Origin of the sequence: Prevotella sp. E9-3, assembly GCF_022024015.1 — a bacterium.
Classification (GTDB): Bacteria; Bacteroidota; Bacteroidia; order Bacteroidales; family Bacteroidaceae; genus Prevotella.
Window position 1 is genome coordinate 1893334 of the sequence record NZ_CP091786.1, and the last position, 14461, is coordinate 1907794.

Annotated in this window: 9 protein-coding genes; 5 read left to right on the forward strand and 4 right to left on the reverse strand. The window is 40.6% G+C overall.

The annotated features are described in order from the left end of the window. Positions 1-19 precede the first annotated feature (19 nt). The 5 genes from uvrA (at position 20) to L6475_RS06960 (ending at position 8628) form a co-directional block, all read left to right on the forward strand. Complete coding sequence (gene uvrA / locus L6475_RS06940; protein WP_237818469.1) at positions 20-2917, forward strand: excinuclease ABC subunit UvrA; 2898 nt, start codon at positions 20-22, stop codon at positions 2915-2917. Positions 2918-2968: 51 nt separating this feature from the next. Then, on the forward strand, positions 2969-5044 hold the full coding sequence (locus tag L6475_RS06945) for a TonB-dependent receptor (RefSeq protein WP_237818471.1): 2076 nt from the start codon (positions 2969-2971) through the stop codon (positions 5042-5044). 115 nt (positions 5045-5159) lie between these two features. Next, complete coding sequence (gene dnaB, locus L6475_RS06950) at positions 5160-6710, forward strand: replicative DNA helicase (RefSeq protein WP_237818473.1); 1551 nt, start codon at positions 5160-5162, stop codon at positions 6708-6710. 149 nt (positions 6711-6859) lie between these two features. Further along, entirely contained in the window at positions 6860-7561 is a 702-nt protein-coding gene (locus tag L6475_RS06955; RefSeq protein ID WP_027450376.1) for an iron-sulfur cluster assembly scaffold protein, read from the forward strand. Between the two features lie 53 nt (positions 7562-7614). Then, a complete protein-coding gene (locus tag L6475_RS06960) occupies positions 7615-8628 on the forward strand; it encodes a GGGtGRT protein (protein WP_237818475.1) in 1014 nt (337 codons plus the stop codon). 407 nt (positions 8629-9035) lie between these two features. Here L6475_RS06960 and L6475_RS06965 read toward each other — a convergent pair whose 3' ends face one another. The 4 genes from L6475_RS06965 to L6475_RS06980 form a co-directional block, all read right to left on the reverse strand. Beyond that, positions 9036-10265 (reverse strand): right-handed parallel beta-helix repeat-containing protein, encoded by a 1230-nt coding sequence (locus L6475_RS06965; protein ID WP_237818477.1) that lies wholly within the window; start codon positions 10263-10265, stop codon positions 9036-9038. A gap of 198 nt (positions 10266-10463) precedes the next feature. Then, entirely contained in the window at positions 10464-11024 is a 561-nt protein-coding gene (locus tag L6475_RS06970; protein ID WP_237818479.1) for an NADH peroxidase, read from the reverse strand. A gap of 167 nt (positions 11025-11191) precedes the next feature. Further along, positions 11192-13618, reverse strand: a complete 2427-nt coding sequence (locus L6475_RS06975; RefSeq protein ID WP_237818481.1) for an ATP-dependent helicase — start codon at positions 13616-13618, stop codon at positions 11192-11194. A gap of 116 nt (positions 13619-13734) precedes the next feature. Then, positions 13735-14418 carry a DUF554 domain-containing protein gene (locus L6475_RS06980; protein ID WP_237818483.1) on the reverse strand — a complete coding sequence of 228 codons (684 nt, stop codon included), beginning with the start codon at positions 14416-14418 and terminating at the stop codon, positions 13735-13737. Between the last annotated feature and the right edge of the window lie 43 nt (positions 14419-14461).

Here is a 14461-nt window from a genome sequence, read left to right on the forward strand (position 1 = left end):
AACAAACAGAATTATTAAAATGTGTAATCATAGCCATCAGGAGATTAATGTATATGGTGCTCGTGTTCACAATCTAAAGAACATAGATGTAACTATTCCAAGAGGCTCACTTACTGTTATTACGGGACTGAGTGGTAGTGGAAAATCATCATTGGCTTTCGATACCATATTTGCTGAAGGGCAGCGCCGATACATAGAAACATTCTCAGCCTATGCACGTAACTTTTTAGGTGGAATGGAACGTCCGGATGTTGATAAGATTACAGGACTTTCGCCAGTTATAAGCATTGAGCAGAAAACGACCAATAAGAATCCTCGTTCTACCGTTGGTACAACTACTGAGATTTACGACTATATGCGCCTGCTCTTTGCTCGTGCAGGACAAGCCTATAGTTACGTTACCGGCGAGCCAATGGTAAAATACACTGAGGAAAAAATCATAGAAATGATCATGAACGACTATGCGGGGCATAAACTCATAATCCTTGCTCCCATTGTAAGATCTCGTAAAGGTCATTATAGAGAATTATTTGAAAGCATGCGACGGAAAGGCTATCTAACAATGCGTGTAGATGGCGAGCTAATAGAGATTACGCGTGGCATGAAGGTGGATCGCTATAAGAATCACGATATTGAGGTTGTCATCGACAAGTTAAGTATTCCTGTTGAAAATGGAGATAAACAGGCACCAACAGACCGCTTGAAGAAATCTGTTTCGCTGGCAATGAAACAAGGTGAGGGACTTATCATGATACTTGACGCTTCTGCAACAGACGGCATGACATCTCCGAAGTTCTTTTCGAAGCGACTGATGTGTCCGACAACGGGCATCAGTTATAGCGACCCTGCACCAAACATTTTCTCATTCAATTCTCCACAAGGAGCATGCCCACGATGTAAAGGTCTTGGAAAGGTTAGCGAGATTGACTTAGAGAAAGTAATTCCTAACCGTAATCAAAGCATACATGATGGAGGTATCATACCATTAGGCAAGTATAAAAACCAACTTATCTTCTGGCAAATAGATGCTATCTTGAAGAAATACGGCTGCGAGATTAAGACTCCAATCAGGGATATTCCTGATGATGCAATGGCAGAAATCCTATATGGTTCTCTTCAAGATGTTCGTATCGACAAAAGTATCGTTCACACCTCAAGCGACTACTTTGTAAGTTTTGACGGTATAGTAAAATATCTTCGCGATATTATTGAATCAGACGATTCTGCAAGTGGACAGAAATGGGCTGATCAATTTATGGCCGAATGTACCTGCCCTGAATGTCATGGCCAACGACTCAATCGTGAAGCGCTATCATATCGTATTTGGGACAAGAACATCGCAGAGTTATCTGCAATGGATATTAATGATTTGCGTCAATGGATTGATGAGGTAGAGAAACATCTTACCAATCAGCAAAGCCAGATAGCCCAAGAAATTCTGAAAGAAATACGTACAAGAATCGACTTCCTGCTACAAGTAGGATTAGATTATTTGTCACTAAACCGTCAGTCTGCATCACTTTCAGGTGGTGAAAGTCAGCGTATTCGCCTTGCTACTCAGATTGGTTCCCAATTGGTCAATGTTCTATATATTCTTGATGAACCAAGCATCGGTCTTCATCAACGCGACAATGAACGACTCATTAAATCACTGAAACAACTCCGCGATCTTGGCAATACGGTAATTGTAGTAGAACATGACAAAGACATGATGCTGGCTGCCGACTATATTATTGACATAGGTCCAAAGGCTGGACGTAAAGGTGGTGAAGTGGTTTTTCAGGGCACTCCTGAAGAGATGCTGAAAACGAATACTATCACAGCGCAATATTTGAATGGTACTCTGTCTTGTCATCCTACTTCAGATGATGGATCAAATGACAAGAAGGGAACTGCTTCAACAAGAAGGCCAGGCAATGGTCTTTCCATAAAAATACATGGCTGTTCTGGTAACAACTTAAAACATATTGACGCAACATTTCCTCTTGGAAAACTAACTGTAATTACTGGAGTAAGCGGATCAGGAAAATCAACTCTTATCAACGAGACGTTACAACCTCTCCTTTCTCAGCATTTTTACCGATCATTAAAACAGCCGATGCCATTTGATTCGGTGGAAGGATTGGAGAATATTGACAAGGTTGTTGATGTTGACCAGTCTCCTTTAGGAAGAACGCCACGTTCAAACCCTGCTACATACACAGGGGTATTCAGTGATATTCGTTCGCTTTTCGTAGGTCTTCCTGAAGCTAAGATACGCGGATACAAACCGGGAAGATTCTCGTTCAATGTTAAGGGTGGACGCTGTGAAACATGTGGAGGAAATGGATATAAGACAATAGAGATGAATTTCCTTCCTGATATCCAAGTACCTTGCGAGGAATGTCATGGTAAACGATATAACCGTGAAACTTTAGAGGTGCGATATAAAGGTAAGTCCATTGCGGATGTATTGGACATGACTATCAATCAGGCAGTAGATTTTTTTGAAAACCAGCCGGACATTTTACGAAAAATCAAAACTATTCAAGATGTTGGCCTTGGATACATTAAACTTGGTCAGCCATCAACAACACTATCCGGCGGAGAAAGCCAAAGAGTAAAACTTGCAACAGAACTTTCCAAGCGAGATACTGGACGTACATTGTATATTCTTGACGAACCAACTACAGGCTTACATTTTGAGGATATACGTATATTAATGAATGTACTCCACAAATTGGTGGATCGTGGTAATACTGTCATTGTCATCGAACACAACCTTGATGTTATCTGTCAAGCCGATCATATCATAGACATGGGACCTGAAGGCGGACGTGGTGGCGGTACTATTCTCTGTGAAGGCACACCGGAGGAAGTTGCAAAAAGTAAAAAAGGATATACACCACGATTCTTAAAAGAATATACACTTTCATGATAACACCATTGAAGAGAAAGTCTCTTCATTTTATTTTTAACAACTTAATTAATGTACAAACCAAATTTTCAAAAGCGTGAAGTAATCGTCTTTCGCAGATTCCAGCGAAAAGGTTACTCTCTTTTCTCATGTTTGGGACGCGAAGTGCTAATCTCAGTACTGAGCGTGGCTACACTTTCTTCTACGAAAGCTGCCACTATCAGCGATGAGACATGGCGCGTTGATTCTACCCAAACAACAAAAGAGATTTGGCTTGGTGATGTAGGTATCACCGGATCACGCGCCCCGCTGACTCAGAGTCAAGCGGTCAGAATGGTAACTGTACTGAGCCGTGAAGATATTCAGGCGGCGCCAGTACGAAGTATTAACGACCTTTTAAAAATGTCTGTAGGCGTTGACGTACGCCAAAGAGGAGCACTTGGTTCCCAGACAGACATTAGTGTGCGAGGTGGCACACAAGAACAAATCACGATTTTACTTAATGGTATCAATGTCTGTGATCCACAAACTGCCCATAATGTAATGGACCTTCCTGTGGAACTCAGCGAAGTTGTGCGTATTGAAGTTCTCGAAGGACCATCAGGACGAACATACGGAACTTCTTCACTTGTGGGTGCCATAAACATTGTGACACACCCAGAACGCCAAAGTAGTTTAGATGTTACCATGGAAGGTGGATCCTACGGTTATGCCAAAGCTGGGGTGAAAGCCAATGTAAAATCGGAAAGATGGAACAACCAGCTAAGTGGCAGTTACATGCGCAGTGATGGTTTCAGTCGTTCTAAGACAGGAACATTGAATACTGATTTCAGTGGTTCTAAAGGTTTCTACCAAGGAGAATACGACAATGACAACGTACACTGTTCATGGCATTTGGGCATTACCGACAAAGGATGGGGCTCCAGCACTTTCTATGCATCACCCAAATGGCAAGCTGACGACCAATACGAACACACAACAAAGCTGTTCTCTGCTCTACAGGCAGAAACAAAGCGTGGAATCATTCATTTCCGCCCTGCTGTTTACTGGAACCAGCATAATGATCGATATGAGGGATATCGTGGACAAAGTGACAAAATGAAGTTCAACTATAACCGTTGTAATGTGTATGGTCTAAACTTGAACAGTTATTTTGACTGGATGTTGGGTCGTACTGCATTCGGAGCAGAACTTCGCAATGAAGACTTAGTGAGTGGTAACCTCGGCGAACCACTACCCTCCCCTCAACATATTGCAGGAACTGACCGTGATTACACGTTGGGTATCAACCGTACAAATATGTCCGCTCACCTGGAACACAATATCCTATTGGAGGGTCTGACAATATCTGCTGGTTTTATAGCCACGAAAAGTACGCAGAGTAATATGGATTGGCAACTCTATCCAGGTATAGATATGAGTTACCGAATTGGTAAACATTCAAAAGTATTTGCCAGTTACAACTCATCTTTAAGACTACCTTCATTTACGGAGATGTATTATAAGCTTCAAGGATATGCTGCTGACCCTCATCTTAAGCCAGAAGAAATGAATGCATTAGAAGTTGGAAGTAGCTATAGTAATAACATTCTCCAAGCTAAAATGAGTATTTATCATCATCATGGCCGAAACATGATAGACTGGATAATGGATACCTCATTGGGACAAAATGCAAGTTGGCAAAGCGTTAATCACACACGTATCAATTCGTATGGAGTTGAAACAAGTCTTGGAATTAGTCTAAAAACTCTTTGGCCTCATCAAAAGATTATTAATTCCTGCGCACTATCTTATAGCTATATCAATCAGGATAAAAAGAATGAACCTGGAATAGTTTCACAATATGCCCTCGAGTATCTGAAACATAAGTTTACTGCAAATATGCAATTAACGCCTATTGAGCATCTTAGCTTAGGAATATATTATCGATGGCAAGATCGTGTGGGACAATACACAGACTTTACAGGACAAGTTCATAATTACAAGCCTTTTGGTTTAGTTGATGCAAGACTAGCATGGAAGACTCAGAAATATACAGTTTATACTGAGGCAAACAATCTTTTAAACAAAAAGAATTATGTAGATTATGGAAATGTTCCCCAACCAGGAATATGGATTATAGCTGGATGTAAAATAAATATCATTTAACAAACAAATTCAAGGGGAACTACTTTCGGGTTGTTCCCCTGATTTTTTTCATTTCATTTTAATCAATATTCGAAAAATATAGTTAACTTTGCAGTCCTAAACAATTAAAAAGAATATGCCAGAACCAAACAATGCGACCCCTCGGCGGCGGACAGCAAAGCCGAATATTGATAACACATATGGACACCTGCAACCTCAAGCTCTTGATATAGAAAAAGCCGTATTAGGTGCACTTCTCATTGACAAAGATGCCTATGCAGTAGTGTGCGAGATGCTATTCCCAGAGAGTTTCTATGAACCGCGTAATCAGATGATATATGCAGCAATACGAGACTTGAGTATGGCAGAGCGCCCTGTAGATATGTTGACGGTTACCGACCAACTGGCAAAGAAAGGCGAATTAGAAAATATTGGAGGGCCAGGCTACATAGCTGAAATATCTTCTAAAGTTGCATCGAGTGCACACGTAGAGTATCATGCACGCATTATTGCACAAAAATTCTTGGCTCGTCAACTCATTTCATTTGCAAGCGTAATTGAGACAAAAGCTTTCGACGAAACGATTGACGTTGACGAACTGATGCAAGAAGCAGAGGGGTCACTTTTTGAGTTGTCGCAAAAGAACATGAAGAAGGATTATACACAGGTAGATCCTGTCATTAAGAATGCCATCGACATGATTAACAAAGCGGCAGCAAATAAAGATGGACTTACTGGTGTAACAACTGGTTATCACAAACTGGATGATATGACGTCAGGGTGGCAAGCCAGTGATCTAGTCATCATTGCCGGACGACCAGCAATGGGTAAAACTTCATTTGCACTATCATTAGCGAAAAACATTGCTTCAGACGCACACATTCCTATCGCTTTCTTCTCACTTGAGATGTCTAATGTTCAGTTGGTGAACCGTCTGATTTCGAATGTATGTGAAATTCAGGGATCACATCTTCAAAGTGGACAGCTTCAGCCCGACGAATGGGACCGGCTGGATAAGAGAATTAACGGTCTGTATGGCGCTCCACTCTACGTTGATGACACGCCAGGTCTGTCAGTCTTTGAACTTCGCACTAAAGCTCGACGACTTGTGCGTGAACATGGTGTAAAGATAATAATGATTGACTACCTTCAGTTGATGAACGCCAACGGAATGCGTTTCTCATCACGCCAAGAAGAAGTTAGTACAATTTCACGTTCTTTAAAAGGTTTGGCAAAAGAATTAAACATTCCTATTCTCGCATTGTCGCAGTTGAATCGTGGTGTAGAATCGCGTGAAGGATTAGAAGGAAAACGTCCGCAACTCAGCGACTTACGAGAATCCGGAGCTATTGAACAAGATGCTGATATGGTATTGTTTGTACACCGACCAGAATATTATCACATATATCAAGATGATAATGGACGTGACCTTCATGGTATGGCCCAGATTATTATTGCCAAACACAGAAAAGGTGCTACAGGCGATGTGCTCCTTACATTTCGTGGAGAATATACCCGATTTGAGAATCCTGAAGATACCCATATTGCTAATAGAGCACCTGCCGATGGAGGGGAAATATTAGGTTCAAAAATTAATGGTATAGATGACCTTAATACTCCGATATCTGATTTTCAGAGTTTTGGAGAAGCGCCTATACCACCAATGACTGAAGGAACTCCGTTCTAGAAACAATTCTAGTTACGACTTTTTTTCTTGCTAAAATTCCTTAATGGGCTAAAAAGAATACCCATTTTTAGGTAGTCTTTCGGGATTATTTAGTAATTTTGCAACGCAAATTTGCTAATAGCAACATTTATTACACATATTTTTGTATTATGATTTATTCAAAGGAAGTAGAAAACATGTGTGTTGTGGCCAAAGGCCCCAACCACGGTCCTGCTCCTATCCCCGAAGAGGGAAAGTGGATTCAGGCCAAAGAGATTAAGGACATTTCGGGCTATACTCATGGTATTGGATGGTGTGCTCCTCAGCAGGGTGCCTGCAAACTGAGTCTGAACGTAAAAGACGGCGTTATTCAGGAAGCTCTTGTTGAGACTATCGGTTGTACAGGTATGACTCACTCTGCAGCTATGGCCAGCGAAATTCTGCCAGGCAAGACTATCCTTGAAGCTTTGAATACTGACCTTGTTTGCGATGCAATTAACACTGCAATGCGCGAGTTATTCCTGCAGATTGTTTATGGACGCACACAGAGCGCTTTCTCAGAAGGCGGTTTGGTTATTGGTGCTGGCTTGGAAGATCTGGGTAAGGGTCTACGTTCTCAGACTGGTACTCTTTATGGCACCGTTGCCAAAGGTACACGTTATCTTGAGTTGACTGAGGGTTACATCACCAAGCAATTCCTTGACAAAGACAATCAGGTTTGCGGTTATGAGTACGTTCACCTGGGTAAGATGATGGAAGCCATTAAAGATGGTATGGATGCCAACGAGGCTGTGAAGAAATTTACTGGCTCATACGGTCGTACAACTGCTGAGCAGGGTATTGTTAAGGCTATTGACCCACGTAAGGAGTAATTGAAAATTGAGATTTGAAAATTAAAGATTAACAAGCAAAAAAGATTATTCCTATGATAAGAAAAGTTTCATTCGAGAGTTATGAGCGTCGCATCAATCAGGTGCTGGCAGCTCTGAAGGAAAACGGCATCAATAGCATTGAAGAAGCTAATGAGATTTGCGAAAAGGCAGGTATTGATCCTTACCAGATGTGTGAAGAGACCCAGCGTATCTGCTTCGAGAACGCAAAATGGGCATACGTATGCGGTGCTGCTATCGCTATTAAGAAGGGTGTAAAGAGTGCTGCTGAGGCTGCCGAAGCTATCGGTATTGGTCTGCAGAGTTTCTGTATTCCTGGTTCTGTTGCTGACGACCGCAAGGTTGGTCTTGGCCATGGCAATCTAGCCGCTCGCCTGCTGCGCGAGGAGACAGAGTGCTTCGCATTCTTGGCCGGTCATGAGTCATTCGCTGCTGCTGAGGGTGCAATCAAAATTGCCGAGAAAGCAAATAAGGTTCGTAAAAAGCCTCTTCGAGTTATTCTGAATGGTCTTGGCAAAGACGCAGCTATGATTATCAGCCGCATCAACGGATTCACATATGTTCAGACACAGTTTGATTACTATACCGGTGAGGTAAAGGTTGTGAAGGAAGTTCCCTACTCTGACGGACCTCGCGCCAAGGTAAAGTGCTATGGTGCTGACGATGTTCGTGAAGGTGTTGCAATCCTTTGGAAGGAGAATGTTGACGTATCAATTACTGGTAACTCAACCAATCCAACACGTTTCCAGCATCCTGTAGCTGGTACTTATAAGAAGGAGCGTGTATTGGCTGGTAAGCCATACTTCTCAGTTGCTTCTGGTGGTGGTACCGGTCGTACACTTCACCCTGATAATATGGCAGCTGGTCCCGCATCATACGGTATGACTGATACTCTGGGTCGTATGCACTCAGATGCTCAGTTTGCTGGTTCTTCATCAGTACCTGCACACGTAGAGATGATGGGCTTCCTTGGTATTGGTAACAACCCAATGGTTGGTGCTACAGTGTCAATTGCTGTAGAAATTGATCTTGCATTAAACAAGAAATAAACATCAATATCAAATAAGTTTGGCCTCAAATTCTTAATGGATTTGGGGCCTTTATTTTGAAGAATTATCGAAATTAAATTATTTTTTGTACCCAAATACAATGATTGTTGTATTAAAACAAATAACAAAACGACATATATGAATAGATTCAACAATATATCAGACGATTATCGACGGGATGAACTAATACGTGTAATTGAACATTCTGTAGAAAAATTAACCCTACAGGAACTAGAAGCACTATATTATGATATGAGTACTAAAAACTATATCAACGATTAACATGAATAAAAAAGGAACACATAAAAGCCAACAAGGAATGGCTTGAAGCGAAAGCAAAAGAAGACGGAGTAAAAAAAATATCCAAAGGGATCTACTTCAAATTTTTACGTGAAGATATGTCGTTTTTAACGATAGCATCCGAGCCCTTTAGCTGTAGAGAGTGAATCCAAGTGAAAATCATATATGAGATTTTCCTCATCTATTAATACAAATTGTTTCTTTCCTTGAATTTCGTCTTTTGGATTTTCCCAAATAATCTTTTTGAAATGCAGCGTATCGTCTTTTACTTTAGGCGTGCGCAGTAAACAGTTTTCAAAATAATAAGCAAAATTTACTGAATCTGCAGCTAATTGTTGCCCCATAAGTTCATCATCAGCATAGCCAGTAAGAATACAATTAGTACACTTGAGCGTTTCAAGCGGATAATTATATCCGTTATATTTGTTGTAGAAACGGAGTCCTACCCCCCTATCGGCTGCGAAGGGATAAAACTGAGCAATAGTGCACCCATCAAGTAATACTGCTCCACCGTAAGCCAACACACAATCACCTAAAGTATTAGAAATCTGACAGTCCTTTAATCCCACATAAGAATTATAAACTTCCAATCCATTTCCCTTACAATTATGGATGATACATTTTTCCATATAAATGCGTTGATTGCTTGACGACAATAAGGCGGAATCGCAGACTATACCGTTCATAGCATTTCTCAATTCTGTACACTTTAACTGATTGTCCGCTGATGAACCATAGAAATGAATTCCTTTCCACTGACCACTTATACGATCGTAGGGCAAATAATCAAACATATGGTCTAAACGATCGCCACGAAATGTCACACTATCCGTTTGCAATTTTCCATACACTTCGACACCTGCTTTATCGTGGAAATATAGAGTCGTATTCTGTATAATGAGCTTAGCGTTTTTTTCGACCTTGATACCACCATAAACGACAATAGGTCTTTTTGATTGGATTATGCTATCATGACTCACTACAATATCTCTCAGCATCACCGCATCCCACGCACAACCGTTGAGTACTACATTCTGCTCTACCCCACTTTCTAATGTAAACACCAGATGGTCAGTAATAATTCTAGCGATATCACTATCTCCTAACGGAGCAGTCTGTTCAATAAATATACGAATGCTATCACCTTTTCTAACTTCAAGGTCATTTGTTACGGAGCCTAAAGAATTATCCAAATAACTACCATCTACATTTACACGAAAACCCGTCTGATTACCATGTTTCAATCGAACAGATGAAATACGCAGACCATCAGATGCATTATTATATGCCCAAAGTGTATATGTTGAAGACCCCACAGTGGAAAACACTGTATCCATTATTACAGTGTCTTCTGAAAATGTTAGTTTTGCGGAAGGATTCGTTGTGAAGGAATCATTGTCCGAACATGCTAACAATAGAGTCGTTATAAGGAAATAGTAAATCCGTTTCATCGTAATGATAAAACGGATTTACTCTCTAATTATTGTGTATTCCAACCATGTTTCTTATTATCATAGTTGGGAAACTCTAGATTCTTACTTGCCAAAATAACGCTTCAGCAATCCTGCGAATCCAGCACCATGACGAGCCTCGTCTTTAGCTGCTTCGTGAACCATGTCGTGAATAGCATCAAAGCCCATAGCCTTAGCTTGTTTGGCCAGTTCAAACTTATCAGCGCAAGCACCTTCTTCAGCAGCAGCACGTTTCTCCAGATTGGTCTTAGTATCGAAAACGACCTCACCAAGCAGTTCAGCAAACTGAGCAGCATGCTTAGCCTCTTCAAGAGCATAACGGTTGAATGCTTCAGCGATTTCAGGATATCCCTCGCGATCGGCCTGACGAGCCATCGCAATATACATACCTACTTCACCGCACTCACCATTATAATTATTACGCAGTTCCTGAATCATTTCTTCAGGTACGCCTTCAATCTTTCCATCGCCTAAACGATGAACAGTTGCGTATGTAACATCACCTGCTTGTTCCTTTAGTTCTGAGAACTTTGAGGCTGGAGCTTTACAAATTGGACACTTTTCAGGAGCTGCATCACCTTCATACACGTAGCCACAAACAGCACAAATAAACTTCTTTTTCATAATTCTCAATTGTATTTTATTTAGTTATAAGGTAATTAGTTTTTGCAAATATAATGAGAAAAATGAATTTGCCCAAATAATTTACCTTATTTATTATTTATTTATATGAAGTCCATATAACTGTTTAAATTCGCTTTTACAATAAAATTCTACCTATCTATTGAAGATTATACAACATTGAATTTTGCAAATTTCAATAATAGCTGCTTGACTCCTGCATTGCGGAATTCCACAGTTGCTTTCTCGTTTTCGCCAGAGCCTTCTACTTTCAAAACTTTTCCTATACCAAAACGCTGATGTTCTATGGTCATTCCTTCGCGAAGAGAAATGGGTGAATTAGACAAGTTATTTGTTTGAGAATAGGCAGATGGTTGAGTCACTGCTTTTGATACAGGTTTGAATCTTCCGCCAGATGCTTGGTTTAGCTTTTGCCTGAATGAGCTACTAAATGGATCAACAGGAGTTTCTTCCTTTCGAGGTGGAACTTCACGTGGTAATGGATCTGCTCTGAATTGTGAAGATACAGGGCGTGGATTCTGCATCCATGCACTATTACTATGTGACGAACGTTGGTTCCATGGAAGCTGACTATCGCCAAAGTCATCATTCCTGTAGGATTTATTATCGCTAACAACATGAAGCAGACGAGCATCTATATCACGAATGAATCTCGATGGTGTATCATACTCCATACGGCCATATCGGAAACGATTCTGCGCACAAGTAAGTATGCAATGCTTCTCAGCACGAGTAATGGCGACATAAAGTAATCTGCGTTCCTCTTCCAATTCACGCAGCGAATTTATACACATCGGCGATGGGAATATATTCTCTTCAAGTCCAACAACAAATACTGTAGGAAATTCAAGTCCCTTAGCGCTATGAATCGTCATGAGCGATACTTTAGGCTGATTTTCAGCATCATCGCTATCCAAATCAGTAAGTAACGCAACCTCTTGGAGGAAATTGCCCAAATAGATTTGTTCCCCCATATCCTCTTCTTTTCTACTCTCTACAAAATCTTGCATTCCACCTAAGAATTCTTCAAGATTCTCCTGACGGGATATGTCTTCAGGATTTCTGCTACTATATATATCCTTTGAAATACCACTTTCCATCACGATAGAGTGCCCCAACTGGTAAGCATCCTCCTTATCGACCCGCATTCGCCAATTTTCAATAAGTTGACGAAAAGCTTCGATTTTTCCGGCTGTAGATTTTGCCATCTCGAGATGAAACAATACTGGCTGAGAGATAACTTGCCATAACGATACCCCATAAGCAGTAGCGGTATTCACTATTTTAGCCAAAGAAGTATCACCTATGCCACGAGTAGGATAGTTGATGATTCGTTTCAAAGCCTCTTCATCGTTAGGATTTGTAACTACACGATAATAGGCAATCACATCTTTAATTTCTTTTCGTTGATAGAATGACATTCCGCCAAAGATGCGATATGGTATATTCATTTTTCGCATCTGTTCCTCAAAAGAACGACTCTGCGAATTAGTTCGGTAAAGAATAGCAAAATCGTTATATTGAGCCTGTTCCATTCGTTTTATCCTAAGAATGTCATTACAAACGATAATTGCTTCCTCCTTATCGCTATAAGCTGGTTTCAGAGTAAGACGATCACCTTCGTCGTTCTTACTAAACACATCTTTTGGAATCTGTCGCTCGTTCTTCTTAATCAAGCTGTTGGCGGCTTCCACAATGAGTTGAGTAGAACGATAATTCTGCTCAAGTTTGAACAGTCGGGTATTGTCATATGCTTTCTGGAAATTCAGAATGTTATCGATATTGGCCCCACGAAAACTATAAATACTCTGTGCATCATCGCCTACTACACATACGCGCTGACGTTCTTTAGTCAATTGGAACAATATTTCCTGTTGTACGTGATTAGTATCCTGATACTCATCAACAAGAATATAATTATACTTCTCAACATACCTTCTTCTCACTTCTTCGTGATGAGCGAACAACAGATAGGTTTGAACCAACAGGTCGTCAAAGTCCATCGCATTAGCCTGACGACAACGTTCTATATAGCGGCTGTACACTTCGACAACTTTTGTTCGTTTGGGATTGAACAACGAGCTGTTTACGAATTGCTGTGGAAGAATCAAGTGGTTCTTTGCCATCGATATCTGATCGGCAACAGAGGATGGCTTATACTCTTTTTCATCCAGGCCTAACTCCTTACATATACTCTTTACTAAAGAACGGGCATCCGTCTGATCATAGATGGTGAAATTTGATGAAAAACCAATCTTCTCTGATTCAACTCTCAATATATGAGCAAAAACAGAGTGAAATGTGCCCATTTGCAGATATCGAGCCGTTTCTTCTCCAACTAACCGACCTATACGTTCTTTCATTTCACGAGCGGCTTTATTGGTAAAAGTCAGGGCAAGAATATTCCAAGGGTTCAACCCCTTTGACTGAAGCAGATAGGCAATTTTATAGGTCAATACACGAGTCTTTCCCGAGCCTGCACCAGCAATAACTAATGAGGCTCCTTCACAGTATTCTACAGCCTCGCGTTGGCTTTCGTTTAGTTGGTTTAATAATTGATGGGCTTGTTCGTTCATACAATGGAAAAAAGAAGAATCTTTTTTAATATCGATATTGTCTAACCTCAGGAAGTTCTTTATTTTAAGGATGAACTTACTCTATCAGAAAAAAAGTTCCTTAAATAGTGAGGATATTATGATATGAAATGAGAGATGATGAACCACACAATCGGAATACAAAGTGCTGGCAACAGATTGAGTGTTTTACAATCTTTGATACGCAACAATGACAGACCACTACCTGTAATCATCAGTCCACCGATAATCAACAACTCTGCCATTAAGGATTCACTCACTGCCTGACTTGAAATATGGGCTACCAGCCAAAACATTCCCTGCCAAAGGAACAATACAGGTGCAGCCAAAATCATACCGATACCATAGGTAGAGGCGAATATTGTACTGGAAACGAAATCGAGCGTTGCGTTTGTAAACAGAAAAGTGTGGTCGCCCTTCAGAGCTGAGATCACAGGTCCCAGCATTGATAGCGGTCCTATACAATAAAGAAGGATGGCCGTTGATAATCCATCGGCCAATCCTTTCTTAGCACTTCGTTGCTCTACGAGTCTGTGAAAATGTCCATCGATGTCTAGTTTTGTTCCCACTAATGTACCAATGGCCAGTGAAACTATAAACAAAACTGGATATTCGCTTTTGCTGAGATTCTGAATTGTTGCATTCAATCCGATTCCTAGCGAAGCCAAACCTAATGCATCATACAGTCCATTCTTATATTTTTCTTTAATACCCTTACTTAATATCGCACCCAGTATGCTACCGGCAATAATGGTACAAGTATTGACAATTGTTCCTATCACAATAATGATATATTAAGCGTTATCCGATATCATAGCATTTAAC